Below are 17,309 nucleotides of genomic sequence, written 5' to 3'. Positions count from 1 at the left end.
GTTAAGTTCGTCAAAACAAGTAAATTTCAGTACTATAACTGCAATTAACAAAACTCACTCAATAGTGACCTACTTACTTGAAACTAATACGCTTACCTACAGAAAAAGAACACTTATTACCCATTTTAATACTCGCTTCGTTAAGTGTTGGTAGTTATGTTGTTACAACATTTTTTTACGCCCCTTTTATCCAGCTGTTTGAATACGACAAACACGCTTTGTTAAATGGCGAAATATGGCGCAGTGTTACTGGCCACCTATTCCATTCCAATTTTAACCATTTGGTATTAAATATTGGTGGGCTTTTTCTTTTATGGGGGCTACATGGAGAAAAATATAAGAACTCCCGCTTACTGTTTTTATTTTTATTTATCTCTGTCTTCATATCGACATGCATGCTTTTTTTTACCACTGATATAACTCGCTATGTTGGCCTATCTGGGGTATTGCATGGCATGTTTGTGTGGGGTGCTTGTGATGATATACGCAAAGGCTATAAAACAGGCTATCTCATGATTATCGGATCATTAATAAAAGTAGCAAGTGAGCAATGGAATGGCCCAGATCCCGAATTAGGAAAAACAATAAACGCTACAGTTGCTATTGATGCCCACCTATATGGCGTTCTGGCGGGCATAATAGTGTATTTTGTTCTTTGCTTTGCTCACAAATTTTCTTCGAAAAGCGCATAAATCCTTGTATATTCATCTAACCAAGAGCTTGGTTGAACAAAACCATGAGGCTCTACAGGATAAATAGCCGTTTCAAAGAAGTGAGTTTTTTCTAATTCAATTAATCGCTGAACCAAACGTACAACATCGGCAAAGAAAACATTACTATCGACCATTGGTGCATTGATTAATAATGGCTTTTGTAATCCCTCAGCAAAGTAAATTGGAGAACTTCGTTGATAAGCTATCGGATCAATGGAAGGTAAGTTCAATATGTTAGCGGTATACCCAGTATTGTAATGAGCCCAATCAGTGACTGGCCTGAGTGCAGCCCCAGCTTGAAATAAGTCTGGTGCTTTAAACAACGACATCAAAGTAAGAAAACCGCCATAAGAGCCACCATAAGTACCAACTCGGTGTCGGTCAACATTGGCATTTTCGATCAACCAATCAACCCCATCTTTAAGATCTTCTATTTCGGCCTTGCCCATATTTCTATAATTTGCTGTTCGCCAATCTCTGCCATAACCTTTCGATGCACGGTAATCCATATCTAAAACCACATAGCCTTGCTGAACAAGTAAACTATGAAACATATATTCACGAAAATACGAAGACCAACCTTTATGCGCATTTTGTAAATAACCCGCTCCATGAGTGAAAACCACGGCTCGTCTTGGTTCTCCATTATGCACATTTTCAGGTAAGTACACTCGGGAGTATATATCAGCATCGGTGTTAGAAGATGCTATTGGTACGATTGCTGGTATCGTCCATGAAATAGCATTAAATTCGTCACTCACTGTGTGAGTTATTCGCTTTGCCTTTACCTCTTTAGGGTTCGCTATTTGAGTCGCTTTAAGGTAAAGCTCTGGTGGTTGATTCAACTTACTATGAGTCAACAGTAAATGATTTTCATCAGGGCTTAACAGATAAGATGACATCCCCTCTAAATAGGTGATTTGTTGATGTTCTCCTGTTCTTGTATTCACTTTAAATACTTCATAAACACCAGGATGCTGCTTGTTTGCCGTGTAATAAATAAATTCGCCATCTAACGTCGGAGTCATATTGTCGACAGTAAACTCTCCCCTTGTCAGTGCCACAGCATTTTGGCCTAACGCCTTTACATTAAGCTGGCTATAGCCTGTTTCTTCCGTCAAATAATACAAGGTCGCTGACGTATTCAGCCATCCAAAATCGTTATACGCGTAATTTATCCATGCTTCATCACTCTGACGATGCTGGGTAACCAATTTTTTGTCATTAAAATCTACCGTAGTAATCCATCTATCTTTGTTATCCCAAGCCTCTAGCATTAGTGCAACGTGCTCTCCTGAAACATGCCAACGAATAGAAGGCTCGCTGTTATACCAATTCCTCAGTAGAGTTATCGGTCTAGGTAAGCGGTTTGTTTGATAAATGTCCCCTTTGACTTGGGCATTTTCACTCTTTTCAGTGGCTAACACATCATCGTTATAACCCGGTAAAGAAGAGAAACTGAGATGTTTCTTTGTCATGGTGTTCAAATCAACTAACCACACATCATCATTATCCGGCGTTGCGTCTGCAACCCGCTGACGTACAGACTCAGCCTTAATCCGACCATTCTCTTGAATGTAATGAGGCATAATATCGCTATCGTTTCGATATTTCTTTTTGCCTTCGGTCACCACAATTGCATAATTCAGCAATGGTGAAACACGCACAGACACGAGCTGCTTATTGGATTGAAAGTACACTTTTTCAACCCCATATGCGCTGCTATTTTCAGCCAACATTCGTTGCTGACTTCGCTTTTTAAACTTATCTTCCCTCGTTTTTTCAATATAACCAATCAGTTTAATTTGCTCTTCCGCTAAATAATCAGCCGGAGGTAAAACAAGGTTAGGATCGGGTGAAAATGACCATGAAAAAACAACGGACTCACTCCCTGTTTCAGGATCAATTGAAACAATTTTATCCCCCATTTGCACTAATAAGCTATTAGTCGTGGTCCACAGTAAATTAGAGTAATGACTACCTTGGCGAACAATAACAGCTTCATTAGTTTTGTATTTCACAAACAAACTGTCACCAAACGTCCACGCTAACCAAGTTTTATCTGCGGACATGGCTTGTGCATCTGACACATACAAGTGCATTTCTTCATCACTGATTGAAGATACGTTTTCAGGTTCACTAACATGGCTCTTAAGCAGTGCTTTTAACGGGGAACTTTCTTTCTTTCGACTATATACAATTTGCTTTCCTACAACAGACCAGCGAGGCTTTTCTGGTTGTCTTCCCAACCAATCGGGGTCAGCCATAATCTGTTTTAAAGTAAGGGGAAAGCCTTTATCTGAATCGAATTTCGATGACTGCTGTGCTGTCGAATGCTCATCTTCCTGAATGTTTTTAACCGGTTCTGAAGTTTCTTTAAAATGTACATTTTCAACTGCAGTAGTTTTAATTTCAGAAATAGGACTAGTACAACCTACTAGAAGAAGTAAAGCAGTGGAGAAACCAATTAACACAGTTTTAATATTCATAGCTTGTAATACGTTTTTTGACCAACCTCATTATAGTCACGTACTACCAAGCGCAGTCAATGGAGTTTACCCCATAAAAAAACCCCGCAAATTTTGCGGGGTTAACAAGTACACTCAACTTAAAACACACGAGAAAGGAAACCACATCCATAACTCCTGTTATAAAGTTAGTCAGCGGTTATTTCTATAAGTTCAAAAAAGTTATAAATTAATATTCTATTTCACAAAACTATCTAAACTTTGTTTAAAGTCAGAAATTAAATCATCGGTATCTTCAATACCGACACTCACTCTTATCATAGAATCTGTGATACCCATTGCAGCTCGTTCTTCGTCGCTATTTTCAAAAAAGATTGTTGATGCCACAGGTAACGCCAACGTGCGGTTATCACCGAGGTGAGTCGCACACAAAGCTAATTTCATTTTATCTAAAACTTCAATTTCACTCACGCCTTCCACTAAATCAAAGCTCAATAAAGCCCCAAAGTCCGAAAAATACTCCGCCGCACGGCCATGTTGTGGGTGATTAGATAAACCGGGGTAATACACTTTTTTTACTGCACTATGGCTATCTAAAAATTCGGCTAACTTTGCTGCATTTTTACAGTTTCGTTCCATACGCATAGACAAGGTTTCTAAACCCACAGAAAACATATGAGCAGCATGAGGAGATAAGGTTGCGCCAAAATCCCTTAGCCCTAACTTTTTAATTTGCGTTAAGCCCCATTGTTTTTCATCATCACCTTGATACAAAGGCAAAATGTGAGGAAATTTAGCCCAGTTCATATTGCCACAGTCAACCACGACACCACCCAGAGCGTTACCGTGACCGCCAACATATTTTGTTAATGAACTAAACAGCAATGAAACCCCAAAATCATTGGCGTTAAACATAGTACGAGGTGTCATTGTGCTATCAACCATAAACAACAAGTCGTGTTCACGACAAAAAGATGATAGCCCTTTCATATCAGCCACTTGTGTTACAGGGTTGGCAAGTGTTTCCGTAAATACACCTAAGGTATTGGGCTTTAACGCATCAGCTACATTTGACGCATCAGTAATATCAACGAGGGTAATATCAATGCCTATGCGAATTAAGGTATTAAAAAAACTGCGAGTATTGCCAAACAAATAGCGACTCACAATTAAGTGGTCACCTTGCCTAAACAAGGCAAGCAATGTTGAACTAATGGCCGCCATTCCTGTGGCAAAACAAACTGCACCTACCCCCTGTTCCATTTCATTGAGAATGTTCTGCAATGCCGAAACCGATCCTGAAGACGAACGAGAATACACATGCCCTACTTTCTTCCCTTGAAAAACGTCGACTAAATCTTGCGCACTTTCATAATTGAACAAAACAGACGCAGAAATAGGTTCATGAGCTGCGCCATGAGCAGGTTGATTAACATTGCCATCAGAATGAACACATTGAGTTGTAAAACCTTTACCAGACACCACATAACCTCTTTATTTATCACAGTAGTAACACTATCATATGGTATTATAGCGTCTTCAATTATTACCTTCTTGCATAAATTGAAAAAGTTTTTTGAATTTCGCAGGTCTTTATCTTATTGACTAATACACGATGTCATAACGCAGGGTTTATATGTGTATTCTTTTTATTGCTGTAAAACAACATTCTGATTATCCACTCATCATTGCTGCAAACCGCGATGAATTCCACGCTAGGCCCACTCAAGACAGCCACTGGTGGGAAGGCAACGATGGCATTCTTGCAGGTAAAGACCTACAAGCAGGTGGAACATGGATGGGCATCACCAAAACAGGTAAATTCGGCGCATTAACTAATATTCGCGACCCTAAGCGAATAAAAAGCAATGCAAAAAGTCGTGGAGAGTTAGTGCTAAATGCATTGACCGAAGAAAATGGAATTTCAGATCACACTCTACAATCAAGCAGAGAAGATTATAACGGCTATAACTTGCTACATGGCGATGTCGATAACTTAAAAGTGTATAACAACTTTGAAAACACCCACAGCCAACTTGAGCAAGGTGTATACGGTTTATCTAACGCCGCATTAAATTCACCTTGGCCAAAAACAACTAAAGGTATGGAAGCGCTCTCAAGGTATTGTCAAACTCAAAGCAATATTGAATATGAAGACTTGTTTACTATTTTACGGGATGACGTGAAAGCCGATGACGATAAGTTACCTAAAACAGGCGTACCTTACGAGTGGGAAAAGAAAATCTCTTCAGCTTTTATTGTTACCCCTGAATACGGCACTCGGACTTCGACATTATTGTTAGTATCAAAAGACCGAAAAGTCTCATGGCTAGAGCGTAATTTCGATGCAGAATCGAATAAAACCACTGAAAGTCACTTCGACTTCGAGCTGCAAAATTAAACTCGAATAAATTATGAAAGTTTCCTCGTATTTTAAACTAAAAATGGCATAATACTGACGCTTTTTTAGTGAATAAATTCTAAAGGAAACTATATCGTGTTTACCGTATTACCTGCTCTTGCGCCAGATCCAATCCTTGGTTTATCAGCTGCTTATCGCGAAGATACCAATCCTAATAAAATTGATTTAGGTGTTGGTGTTTATAAAGACGAAAACGGTAATACGCCAATTATGGCGGCAGTTGCCGCTGCACAAACAAAGCTTTTAGAGCAAGAAACGTCAAAAACCTACATTACGCCTCAAGGTGTACAAGGTTACATAGACAATATGCTGAGCTTAATTTTAGGCAAAGGAAACACAGCGGTATTAGCCGATCGTGTTGCTGCTGTTCAGTCTCCAGGTGGCTGTGGTGCATTGCGTGTACTTGCTGAGCTTGTCAAACGCGCAACACCAGATGCGAAAGTTTGGGTAAGCGACCCTACATGGGCAAACCACATTCCACTAATTGGTGATGCTGGACTTGAACTTGCTAAATACCCCTATTTTGATAAAGCCTCAGCATCAATAAAATTTGATGAAATGATCGATACCCTTAAGCAAGTTAAAAAAGGCGATATCGTTTTACTACATGGCTGCTGCCATAACCCAACGGGTGCTGACTTAACAAAAGAGCAATGGCAAAGTGTACTTGAAGTTGCCCAGCAAACGGGTTTCATTCCTTTTGTAGACTTAGCTTATTTAGGGTTTGGCGATAGTTTAGAAGAAGATGCCTACGGCCTTCGCTTACTTGTCGATAATCTACCAGAAGTGATTATCGCAGCATCATGCAGTAAAAACTTTGGTCTATATCGCGAACGTGTTGGTTTAGCTGCTGTAGTATGCGCTGATTCAGCAACGAGAAAAATTGTTCAATCTCAAATTCAGTCCGTTGCCCGCGCTATATACTCAATGCCCCCCAGTTACGGCGGTCAATTAGTTAATATAATATTGAGTGATGAAACGTTAACCGCTCAGTGGCAAGACGAAGTGAACGAGATGCGCGATCGCATGAAAACACTAAGACAATTACTGGTTACTAATTTACACAAACAAGGCTCAAGCAAAGACTTTAGTTTTGTCGAACAGCAAAAAGGTATGTTCTCTTACTTGTGTATCGAACCAGAAAAAGTCCGTGAAGTACGTGAGAAATTCAGTGTTTACTTTGTAGATTCAAGCCGAGTCAATATTGCAGGTATTAACAAAAACAATGTTGAGCCTTTAGCAAAAGCATTGGTATCAGTACTTTAATACCCTGGAAAACCCCCGCTTTCGCAAGTATTGGTTATCACGACTAAGCAATACTTGCGACATTAGTGCTAATTCTAAATTCCCTTTTATTTGGCATGATGTAACCCATTAGTTGAATTCAGACTATTTTCTGAAAAAACCAATCAATTGCCTCCCCGCTTAGATTTCATCCTATATTAACTTGAAATATAAATATGCTTTAGTTAAGGTGATTTTGATACTATTAAAATTAAAGGATTAAGTAATGAAGTTAATATCAACCGCAACACTAATCGCGTCACTTCTACACATTTCTAATACCTCTGCAGAGATAAACGTAATCGATAACGACGACAGCGGGTTTTCGGTCATTTCAAATTGGACAACTAGCGAAAATCTTAACGGTTTTTGGGGTAATAACTACGTCTATTTAGATGCAAGAACAAACACCGGATCTGCACAATGGGAGTTTAGTCTTTCTGGTTCGGGTAGCTATGAAGTATCTGCATATTGGACATCAAATGTGAACCGTTCTTCCGATGCAATTTATTCTGTACACGACGACAACGGCGTCACCGATATCCCTGTATCCCAATCACAAAACGGCTCTATTTGGTTTCCGTTAGGAGAATTTTCTAACCCGACAAAAGTAGTACTGAGTACTAATGGAACAGATGGGTTTGTGATTGCCGATGCAGTAAAGGCAGAATCAGTGCAAGTTGAAGCTTCATCATCATTACAAAGCTATAAAGTTGTTGCTTATGGGCAATCGACTAGAAACATTGGCAGTCCCACAACAACATGTAGAATTAATAGTACCCTAACCGATAGTAATGACGAAAGCTATATGTATAGTTATAAGTTTAAAAGCTCATCATCATCATCATCATGTCGATGTCGATCGTCTATACTAATAAATGTAACTTCATATGATATTTCGAACTCTAGAACGGAAAAACTACAATGCATCGTAGCCGATTAGTGAAATAACTCTATAATATACAGCCACGTTAAATTCCCCTTTTAACGTGGTGGTATCATCAACTAAGCAACCAGTCTGTATGAATCACTATTAGCCGAAAGTAGTGACCGCTGCAATAATTTCTGAATTTTCTGACACGACAAAACGCCTTTTCTGTCGCGAGGAAAATAAACCTGTTCAATAATTTTATTATTTTCATTAACTAGAAATAGAGCTAAGCGTTTATTTTTACCGGGTAAGTAAGCAGTAAAGCACCACACAGTTTGGTTGCGCTTCAGAGCAGATAACTTTTGATAGAAACAAAATGGCATGCCCACATCACATGCATTTGACGATGTTAGCACTTTGCGTTTTAAAAATGGCGTATCAGAAGCAAACGCAGATACACCAAATTTATCAATAAGCTGGTCAACAGATTTTAAACTCATTAGATAATCTCAACATATACTGTATATATAAACAGTATATGTTGATTGGTATAAAAAACAACCTTTTATTTAATTGGCTATCCTAAGCTGACTGTTTATTACTAATAGACTTAGGCGTTATGCCAAATAACTTTCTCACTCCCCGCTTAAAATCATCAAGGATTAAATACAAACAAGGAACAAGTAATAAGGTTATAACTGTCGCAAATAAAATTCCAAAGGCTAGTGATATCGCCATAGGAATAACTATTTGAGCTTGTAAACTTTTCTCTAACACTATGGGCAGTAACCCCATAAATGTAGTAAGTGACGTCAATATAATAGCTCTAAATCGTTGAGTTCCCGCTTGTATAGCAGACTCCATAAGAGAGAAGCCTTCTTTTCTCGCCTTATTTACAAAGTCCACCATAATCAAACTGTCATTCACCACAACACCTGATAATGCGATGATCCCGCAAATAGACAATACACTGACGACTTTGCCTAAAATTAAGTGCCCAAATATTGCGCCTACTACCCCAAATGGGATCACCGACATAATAATAATCGGCTGAGAATAGGATTTCAGAGGAATCGCTAATAATGCATAAATTGCGAACATTGCGCCCAACATACCAATCGCCAACGACACAACCACTTGCTGTTGTTCTTTGGAATTACCTTGCAATTGAAAATCCACATTGGGATAACGCTCCAATAAGTCGGGAATGATTTCGGTTATCATTTCTCCAGTAATTTCACCTGGGTCAATACTATTAGCATCAACTGCGGCCGTGACACTCACAGAACGGGAACCATCAACTCGAATAATTGAGTCGAATCCACTCCCTAACGAAATTTCACCGACTTCTTCAAAAGGAATAACATCTCCGGTCAATGAACGGATCCGCATATTCTCCAAATACCCTACCGAATTACGTTCTTCTTCAGGATAGCGAACCATGACTTTTATTTCTTCATCATCCCGTTGAATACGCTGAACTTCCGCTCCAAAAAAACCAAAACGAACTTGCTGACCTAACTGCTGCAATGTCACCCCCAAAGCTTCAGCCTGTGGCTTTACATCTATTTGTATTTCATCACTGCCACCGGAAAACGTATCGTTTATATCTGATACTCCGCTGTACGTCGCTAGGGCATCTTTCAACTCTTTGCTGATGCTTTTCAGTTCGTCTATGTTGGCTGAACTAAACTCAAAATTTAAGTCTGACCCACCACCAGGCCCACCACCTGGATTCCCTACCGTTAACGATCTTACCCCTGGAATCTCTTCAATCTCATCACGCCAATATTCATGAATTTCTGAATCGCTAAGGGTTCTGTTCTCGCCTTTAGTTAACTCAACAAACACTGCTCCACCAAGATCGCCTTCATCAAAGGCAATTGAGTGCTGTACCACTCGCTGCCCTGTTTCCTTTTCAATATTTTTATCCATTGCATGCATAGCCGCTACAATAGATTCGATTGCCTCGTCACGTTGTTGAATTGAAGATCCTGGTTCCATACTTACGTCGGCAAACATAAAATCACTCGGGATAGAGGGGAATACAACAAAACGAACAACGCCACCAGAAAAAAGGCCGACGGTTAATATAAGTGACGCAATGAAAACGGATAAGGTGGTATATCGGTTGTTAACGGCTTTTTTCAAAAATGGGGCGTAATATTTTTGAACAAAAGTTTTAATTCCTTCACTAAAAAAATCTCTAAACCTTTGAAAAGCATTTGCCTTTGAAGGATCATAAGGCTTTAACTTCATATGCGCTAAGTGCGCAGGTAAAATAAGCTTAGACTCAACCAACGAAAAGATTAAGCAAACTACCACAACAGCACCAATGGTTTTCCAAATAACTCCAAAGGTTCCTGTAACCATTAGCATAGGAATGAAAGCTGCGATGGTCGTTAATACGCCAAACGTTGCTGGCATGGCCACTTTATTTACACCACGGATAATATTATCAATACTGTGACCATGCTTATCAATTTCAGAGTAAGCCGATTCCCCCATAATAATGGCATCATCCACTACTATCCCGAGCACGAGAATAAAGGCAAACAGACTCAGCATATTGATAGAAACGCCAAACAAAGGCGTTGGCATTAAAAATAATGCTCCCAAGAAACAGACAGGGAGTCCAACAATCACCCAAAATGCAAGTTTTATACGCAAAAACAAACTTAAAACAACGAACACTAGCAATGCGCCAAAAAACATGTTTTTCAGCATCATATTTAGCCTGTCATTCAAATAAAACGAACTATCACCCCAAGTGTCTGCTTGAATATTAGGTGGCAAATCCTCATTTTTTTCGCTGATATAGGCATTCACTTTCTTTGAAATTTCTAATGCATTTTGATCGCCCACAGCTTGAACTCGAATACTCACTGTCGCTTTATTGTCAAAACGAGCAAAACCATTACTTTCAACAAAGCCATCATTTATGTGTGCTATATCACCGAGCTTCAGCCGTGTTCCATCGGCTTGAGTCACTAGTACTATTTGTGAAAAATCATAACCTGTATAGGCTTGACCAATAGTCCTCAATAAAATGCTGCCATTATCTGTTCTAATTGATCCGCCAGGCAAATCAACACTACTTTGCTGCACAACACGCACAACATCAGCAAAAGTTAAATTATATTGTTGAAGCGTTGTTTCACTAAGCTCAATACTAATTTCGTAGTCTCTAGAGCCAACAACCTGAACGGCAGACACTCCAGATAAATTAGCAATGTCGTCCCTCATAGATTTAGCATATTCTTTCAGTTCACGCTCAGTCGCATCGCCATGCACAGAAATCCACAGCACATCTGATTGCGCCTTTTGACGGTAAACAATGGGCTTTTCCGTATTCGCGGGAAAACTAGGAATAGCATCTACTTGCACTTTTACTTCATCAAGTAAACTCTCTACATCGTAATCGTCTTCTACTTCAATACTTACCGTACCTGAGCCTTCAATCGCAGTAGAAGTAATCTGCTTTATCCCTTCTAAATCCTTTATCGCTTCTTCAACTTTAAGAATTACACCTTCTTCAACTTCCTGAGGAGCTGCGCCTAAATAAGCGACTCTGACTTGTATTACATTAAATTCAAAATTAGGAAATATTTGCTTTTGTATGGTAAATGCCGTGTATATGCCACCAAAAATCAACACCCACATTAACAAATTGGCTGCAACACTGTTACGTGCGAACCATGCAATGAGGCCTTTATGAGTATCGTTAATGTCTGAACTAGTCATTACTGGTCCTCGTTATGAGGTTCTATTTCATTTTTGTCATCAGGTTGATCATTTTCTGACGGCGTATCTATTTCTGGCTCATCACCTGGCAATCTTATTTTCATTCCCGTATAGGCATTAGGTACTGCACTTGTCACTATTTGTTCACCAGAATCTATACCTGAACCAATATACACATGTTGTTCGTCGCTACGTAATATATCAACGCTTTTAATAGCCAGTGTTCGATTATCGGAAACGGTAAGAACCGTATTGTCTAAACGTACTAGTTGCCTTGGTAACACAATAACATCTTCTGTTTGTGTACCACTGATTGTGGCTTGAACGAATTGGCCGTAACGCAATGCCTGCTTTTGTTCGCTCGTATTTTTTCGCATGTAAGGGTCATCAATTTCAGCTATTGCATATATAACGCGACTATCTGTACTCAACACCCCTTCACTTCGCACTAATTTGCCTTCCCATTGCGTGAGCTTACCTGCAACGTTGGCGCTTAAATTCACTACATTACTCTGTGAAACTCCGGTATCTAAATGTAAAAAGGCAAGATCTGAGTTAGTAATAGGTAAACGAACTTCAGCGACATCCGTAGAAAAAACTTCGCCAACGACCGAACCGACGGGTAAAAATTGTCCTAAATCAACATCTCTTTGCACCACAACACCATTGTAGGGCGCTTTAATTTGAGTACGAGATAAATTTCGTTTGGCTCTTTCTAGCTGAGCTTGAGCACCTTTAACATTCGCTTGCTCTCGAGCTAATTGGGGTTCCCTTAAGCCTAAAGCCGGCGGCGCCGAGCTATTTACTGAACGCCACTCCTTTTCTGCTACTTTTCCACGAGCGATTTCTTCTTGTAGGTCAGCCTCTGCTTGCGCTAATTGTGCTTCTGCTAATTTCACTTCGGTTAAGTAGTCATCTTGCTCTAATTCTATAAGTACATCGCCTATACTAAAGAATCCACCTTCAACAAAAACAGGAGACACCTTAACAATCGCCCCACTGACTTGACTACTAAGCTTAGTTTGATTTTTAGGTATAACGTTACCTTGGGTTTTTACAGTGAAGTCAACCGACTCAGTGTAAACGCTTTGAGCATTGACAAGAAAGGCTTTATCTACAATTGGCTCTTGTTCAAGTGGTTTTTTTGATGTTATTAAAATAAACGCTATCACCAATGCCACAATAATAATGGCAATAGGTAATAACCACCGTACTACAGAGTGTTTTTTCATACTTTTTCCTGACGAAGAACTTTAGAATAAATTTATTATGTGAATAATGTATGCATCATAACTCTTAGATTATCAATAATCTCTAAAGGATTTGTTATTGAATGTTGCAACAAAACGAAAAACATCCTGTCATTTAAAAACCAATAACTAAAAAAACTTGAACTGTTTGATTTTTGAGCATAACGTTTAAATTCGTCATTAACTAAATTCAAAGTGAGAACAATCCAATGAGTATTAAAAAGTCATTTTTAAAAACTAAACCCGTTTGTAAAGTCACTTTTCGCTTAACCGCGAACGAATCGAGATATGCTGAAACAGTAAAGCTACTTGGTGAATTTAATGGATGGGATGAGTCAGTCAGTCCTATGAAAAAACTAAAAAGCGGTGATTTTACACAAACACTGAATCTCACCGTTGGTAAAGATTACCAATTTAAATATCTTTGCAATAGCGAAAAATGGGAAAATGACTGGAACGCAGACGCTTATGCACCAAGCCCAATACCCGGCGCGGATAACTCGGTAGTGTCTATTTAAACAATTTACGATTGATGCTGTTCGAGAATGGTAAATGTGTCAAAGACTAATTAAGATAGTCATTATACTGTTTTAAGACACCAATTTAGAAATGCCAGACACAATTAACTATTCTTTATCAGCTTCAACAAATAGCGCCTTACCCAAAGTCGTTCTAATTCACGGTTTGTTTGGTGATAAAGACAATTTAAATAACTTAAATAAACACTTATCAACGCACTTTAACGTAATGTCCATTGATTTACCTGATCACGGTAAGTCATCCCATTTAGGTGAATGGACCTTTGAAACTGTCGTTGCAGAATTAGATGCTCTATTAATAGAAAAAGAATTTTACCCCTGTAACCTTGTTGGACACTCGTTAGGGGGTAAAGTGGCGATGGCTATGGCACTTTTACACCCTTCAAAAATAGAAAAGGTTGTAGTAGCTGACATCGCACCAGCGTTATATCCCCCGAGACACGATTCTGTATTTAACGCACTAACTGCTGTTCAAGATGCAAATATTGAAAGCCGAAAACAAGGCTTAGAGATTTTAAATAGTATTTTAGTCGAGCCTGGCACAGCCCAATTCTTACTCAAAAATTTGAAGCAAATTGACAACCAGTGGCGTTGGCAATTCAATGTAGCAGGTTTAAAAAGAAGCTACTCCAATATTATTAATTGGCCGTTTACAAGCAAAACATATCATGGACAAACGCTGTTTATAAAAGGCGAAAAATCCAATTATTTAACCCAAGCACACGCACAGCCAATAAAACAAATGTTTCCTAATTCGTCGTTTAAAATCATTTCTGATACAGGCCATTGGCTACATGCTGAAAAACCTACTGTATTTAACCAGATTGTTTTACGTATGCTGACCTCTAACACTTAAGCGAATGTTAAGGTTAGTCAATAAATTTCAAAATAAGTGTGATAATATTCGCAAAAACATACAGTGAGGCTTAACTAAGTTTAAGCATTATGTGCTCATTGAATCAGCGTCAATGAGATTCGCCACAACTATTTTCAACGTTTGTTGTTAGTTAATGGCGTGATTTTAATTTTAAATTTTTGAGGTAAATAAATGGCGAGTGTAGGCCTTTTTTTTGGTAGTGATACAGGAAATACAGAACACGTAGCAAAAATGATTCAAAAAGAATTAGGTTCGCAACTCATCGATGTTCGCGATATTGCCAAAAGTACCAAAGAAGAAATAGCTGAGTTTGATTTGCTTTTATTCGGTATCCCCACCTGGTATTACGGCGAAGCACAATGTGATTGGGATGATTTTTTCCCCGACTTAGAAGAAATTGATTTCACTGATAAGTTAGTTGCTATATTTGGATGCGGTGACCAAGAGGATTACGCAGAGTACTTCTTAGATGCAATGGGTATGGTTCGCGATATAGTGGAAACTAAAGGTGCAATACTCGTAGGTCAATGGCCTTGTGCGGGTTATGACTTTGAAGCGTCGAAAGGTATGGCTGACGACGACCACTTTGTTGGATTGGGTATAGATGAAGACAGACAACCTGAATTAACAGAAGAAAGAGTCAAGCAATGGTGCGCACAAATTAAAGAAGAGTTATGCTTGGATGAGCTAGCATAAAACCTTGTTATCCTAAAACGAACATTGTCTAAGCCAGTACAGTTTTACTTTACTGGCTTTTCTCTTCACTTATTCCCTACTTACATAATTCAATTGATTAATAAATTGAAATTTTTAAGTTATTGACTTAACTTAAAAACAACACAGTAATGATTGAACAAATATTTACTTTATTTCATTCAAGCTGTTGATTGTTTTTGCCGATAAAAAGAACTTAAAGAGTATTACAGTAATACACCTTACTTTGTTTTAACAAAATATAAGGCATCATTGTATTCGAAATAACTTAAGCATAGAGAAAATAAATTGACGTCAATCGCAACTAAGTTAAATTCCCGCTTACATGAATCGCTCCCCAGTATAAAAGCCTACGATCATCGACTTCATACTCTCAATGCTTGGTGGGAAAAAATAACCCTTATAGGTAAAATTAATAGCCAGAATGTTGCTGCTAGCATTTTGGAAGAAATGCATCACACCAAAAATACATTCTCTGAACTTCAATCTCGTCTTATTTCAATTCTGGTTAGTGAGCAAATTGAAAAACGCACAGCTGAAAACGAAAAAATAGCATCTGTCGCTATAGACCTGCTAATAAGGAATTTGTTTGAAAGAACTGCTGACGTGGGTTTTTTATCTACCGATGACGACATTCGAAAGTTTATTCTACAAAATAATTATCAAAATGAGCACCTCGGTAATATGGAGGAACGCTTAAGAGAATATGCAGCAAAATACAGTGTATACAATGAGATCGTCATTTTAGACACGAAAGGAAAAGTGCTAGCTCACCTAGATGAAACCAATGACATTGGCGTTTGTAGCGATGCCCTTATTGCAAAAACGTTGAAAGATCCAAACAACTACGTTGAGACTTTTGGACCTAGCGACATTCAGAAAAATACACCTCACTCCCTTATTTATTCACAATGTATAAAGGAAACTGATGATGTTAGGTCTCCCGTCATTGGAGTACTTTGCCTTTGTTTTAAATTTGACGACGAAATGGACGGTATATTTAAACAACTGCTTGCGTCTGAACACGACAGTACTTTGATGATCCTAGACAACAAAAACAATGTTATTGCGAGTTCATCACCTTCTATTTTTTCAATAGGAACTAAGGTTCCAATGGAACACGCCTCAGATTTATTGCGGTTCAAGAATAAAGATTATGTAGGAAATAAGGCGATAACATCGGGGTATCAAGGATTTTCTGGGTTGGGATGGAGTGGTCTTATTGTGACGCCATTGTCTACCGCTTTTGAAAACAACAGCCAAGACGTTATAGAGCATGAAACATCACCTTCCACCTCAACAAGTAACGTGCTTTTCTCAGATGAGATTCAAGATATTTTAAAGTTATCTAAACGAGTCGAAGGAGACTTAGCGCTCATTGTTCTAAATGGAATAATCGCATCTGCACGGCAAAACGCTGTTGAATTCATGCCCGTGTTAAGTGAAGTTAGAAACATTGGTACTGAAATAGCGAGTATATTTTCAATATCCATCGATAACTTACAATCAACCGTTATTGCGTCTCGAATGAACAACACAAAATCCAGCGCTATGCTAGCTGTAGATTTAATGGACAGAAACCTCTACGAAAGAGCAAATGATTGCCGCTGGTGGGCATTGACGAACTTATTCCAAACTGCGTTAGTTTCTGCCGCTGAGGTTAATAAAAATCAAGCACAACTTACTTCTATTTTAAAGAATATAAATGACCTTTACACTGTATACACCAATTTATATTTATATGATGCCTCAGGAACAGTTGTTGCAGTGTCGAATTCCGATTATCACTACCTTGTAGGGACTGAGTTAGCGGCGAATAGTGGGTGTGTTGACGCCTTGAAATTAAAAGATACTCAGCATTACAGCGTATCTGATTTTGTACCAATTGAACAATATAGTAATCGTCCTACTTATATCTACAACGCGGCGATTAAAGATAAAACGAACAATAAAGCCATAGGCGGCATTGGTATAGTGTTCGATAGTGAGCCTGAATTTAAGGCTATGTTGGATGACTCAATGCCTCATATTGAAGACAAATCAGTAGTTCCATTTGGTTATTTTTGCCAAAAAGATGGGTTGATTATTTCAGCAACAGAACATGCCCCTCAAAACGTCTGCGAGAATATTGCTGTTAATGAAAATGAGCTTATGTTGGAAAATGGACGACAAACAAGCAGTATCATGCAATACCAGGGTAAATGTTATGTAGTGGGTATTGCCGCATCTAACGGCTATAGAGAATACAAAACCACGAATGATTACCAAAATGATATTGTTGCTGTCACATTTATTCCTTGCTAACTATTGGGCAAAGCCATACTTATCAATACTTTGTTAGTGTTTAACTGTTTTATTTAACAGAATAAATATTGTATATGTAGACGAACCTGTTTATCCTTTTTACTCTCTACTCTGCCACGTCCT

13 protein-coding genes are annotated in these 17,309 nt (G+C 38.6%); 8 read left to right on the top strand and 5 right to left on the bottom strand.

The window, feature by feature from the left end; genetic code table 11:
* Window positions 1-77 precede the first annotated feature (77 nt).
* On the top strand, window positions 78-692 hold the full coding sequence (gene rrtA / locus J3L16_RS04035; protein ID WP_207611616.1) for a rhombosortase: 615 nt from the start codon (window positions 78-80) through the stop codon (window positions 690-692).
* On the opposite strand, the gene J3L16_RS04030 is transcribed toward rrtA, so the two are convergent.
* Together J3L16_RS04030 and J3L16_RS04025 are read right to left on the bottom strand one after the other, a co-directional pair.
* Window positions 665-3,202, bottom strand: coding sequence for a prolyl oligopeptidase family serine peptidase (locus J3L16_RS04030; RefSeq protein ID WP_207611615.1), 2,538 nt, complete (start codon window positions 3,200-3,202; stop codon window positions 665-667). The two genes, rrtA and J3L16_RS04030, sit on opposite strands and share 28 nt — an antisense overlap.
* 216 nt (window positions 3,203-3,418) lie before the next feature.
* Window positions 3,419-4,663 carry a cystathionine gamma-synthase family protein gene (locus J3L16_RS04025; protein ID WP_207611614.1) on the bottom strand — a complete coding sequence of 415 codons (1,245 nt, stop codon included), beginning with the start codon at window positions 4,661-4,663 and terminating at the stop codon, window positions 3,419-3,421.
* Between the two features lie 154 nt (window positions 4,664-4,817).
* On the opposite strand from J3L16_RS04025, the gene J3L16_RS04020 reads away from it, so the two are divergent.
* The 3 genes from J3L16_RS04020 to J3L16_RS04010 all read left to right on the top strand — a co-directional run bounded on the left by J3L16_RS04020 (window position 4,818) and on the right by J3L16_RS04010 (window position 7,830).
* The gene (locus J3L16_RS04020) at window positions 4,818-5,582 is read left to right on the top strand and encodes an NRDE family protein (RefSeq protein ID WP_207611613.1); all 765 of its coding nucleotides are present in this window, start codon (window positions 4,818-4,820) and stop codon (window positions 5,580-5,582) included.
* Between the two features lie 96 nt (window positions 5,583-5,678).
* The gene (locus J3L16_RS04015) at window positions 5,679-6,869 is read left to right on the top strand and encodes an amino acid aminotransferase (RefSeq protein WP_207611612.1); all 1,191 of its coding nucleotides are present in this window, start codon (window positions 5,679-5,681) and stop codon (window positions 6,867-6,869) included.
* Between the two features lie 244 nt (window positions 6,870-7,113).
* Window positions 7,114-7,830 carry a hypothetical protein gene (locus J3L16_RS04010; RefSeq protein WP_207611611.1) on the top strand — a complete coding sequence of 239 codons (717 nt, stop codon included), beginning with the start codon at window positions 7,114-7,116 and terminating at the stop codon, window positions 7,828-7,830.
* A 62-nt stretch (window positions 7,831-7,892) separates the two neighbouring features.
* Here the strand turns inward: J3L16_RS04010 and J3L16_RS04005 are convergent, their stop codons facing one another.
* The 3 genes from J3L16_RS04005 to J3L16_RS03995 form a co-directional block, all read right to left on the bottom strand.
* On the bottom strand, window positions 7,893-8,258 hold the full coding sequence (locus J3L16_RS04005; protein WP_207611610.1) for a hypothetical protein: 366 nt from the start codon (window positions 8,256-8,258) through the stop codon (window positions 7,893-7,895).
* 82 nt (window positions 8,259-8,340) lie between these two features.
* Window positions 8,341-11,502 carry an efflux RND transporter permease subunit gene (locus J3L16_RS04000; protein WP_207611609.1) on the bottom strand — a complete coding sequence of 1,054 codons (3,162 nt, stop codon included), beginning with the start codon at window positions 11,500-11,502 and terminating at the stop codon, window positions 8,341-8,343.
* A complete protein-coding gene (locus J3L16_RS03995) occupies window positions 11,502-12,734 on the bottom strand; it encodes an efflux RND transporter periplasmic adaptor subunit (protein WP_207611608.1) in 1,233 nt (410 codons plus the stop codon). Before J3L16_RS03995 ends, J3L16_RS04000 begins: the two co-directional genes overlap by 1 nt.
* A gap of 227 nt (window positions 12,735-12,961) precedes the next feature.
* On the opposite strand from J3L16_RS03995, the gene J3L16_RS03990 reads away from it, so the two are divergent.
* From J3L16_RS03990 to J3L16_RS03975, 4 genes are all read left to right on the top strand, one after another.
* Complete coding sequence (locus J3L16_RS03990; RefSeq protein ID WP_207611607.1) at window positions 12,962-13,270, top strand: isoamylase early set domain-containing protein; 309 nt, start codon at window positions 12,962-12,964, stop codon at window positions 13,268-13,270.
* Between the two features lie 91 nt (window positions 13,271-13,361).
* On the top strand, window positions 13,362-14,147 hold the full coding sequence (locus J3L16_RS03985) for an alpha/beta fold hydrolase (RefSeq protein WP_207611606.1): 786 nt from the start codon (window positions 13,362-13,364) through the stop codon (window positions 14,145-14,147).
* A gap of 192 nt (window positions 14,148-14,339) precedes the next feature.
* Window positions 14,340-14,864 carry a flavodoxin FldA gene (fldA, locus tag J3L16_RS03980; protein WP_207611605.1) on the top strand — a complete coding sequence of 175 codons (525 nt, stop codon included), beginning with the start codon at window positions 14,340-14,342 and terminating at the stop codon, window positions 14,862-14,864.
* A 306-nt stretch (window positions 14,865-15,170) separates the two neighbouring features.
* Window positions 15,171-17,186: a cache domain-containing protein gene (locus J3L16_RS03975; protein ID WP_207611604.1), complete on the top strand. Its 2,016-nt coding sequence runs from the start codon at window positions 15,171-15,173 to the stop codon at window positions 17,184-17,186.
* Window positions 17,187-17,309: the final 123 nt, after the last annotated feature.

Origin of the sequence: Alteromonas sp. 5E99-2, from assembly GCF_017368475.1 — a bacterium.
Lineage (GTDB): Bacteria > Pseudomonadota > Gammaproteobacteria > Enterobacterales > Alteromonadaceae > Alteromonas_F.
The sequence above is the reverse complement of the archived record's forward strand: the minus strand, read 5'-3'. Positions and strand labels throughout refer to the sequence as shown.

Coding starts and splice junctions, on each gene's coding strand:
- fldA (WP_207611605.1), top strand. CDS start 14,340: ATGGCGAGTGTAGGCCTTTTTTTTGGTAGTGATACAGGAAATACAGAA.
- J3L16_RS04000 (WP_207611609.1), bottom strand. CDS start 11,502: ATGACTAGTTCAGACATTAACGATACTCATAAAGGCCTCATTGCATGG.
- J3L16_RS03995 (WP_207611608.1), bottom strand. CDS start 12,734: ATGAAAAAACACTCTGTAGTACGGTGGTTATTACCTATTGCCATTATT.
- J3L16_RS03990 (WP_207611607.1), top strand. CDS start 12,962: ATGAGTATTAAAAAGTCATTTTTAAAAACTAAACCCGTTTGTAAAGTC.
- J3L16_RS04010 (WP_207611611.1), top strand. CDS start 7,114: ATGAAGTTAATATCAACCGCAACACTAATCGCGTCACTTCTACACATT.
- J3L16_RS03985 (WP_207611606.1), top strand. CDS start 13,362: ATGCCAGACACAATTAACTATTCTTTATCAGCTTCAACAAATAGCGCC.
- J3L16_RS04020 (WP_207611613.1), top strand. CDS start 4,818: ATGTGTATTCTTTTTATTGCTGTAAAACAACATTCTGATTATCCACTC.
- J3L16_RS04030 (WP_207611615.1), bottom strand. CDS start 3,202: ATGAATATTAAAACTGTGTTAATTGGTTTCTCCACTGCTTTACTTCTT.
- J3L16_RS04005 (WP_207611610.1), bottom strand. CDS start 8,258: ATGAGTTTAAAATCTGTTGACCAGCTTATTGATAAATTTGGTGTATCT.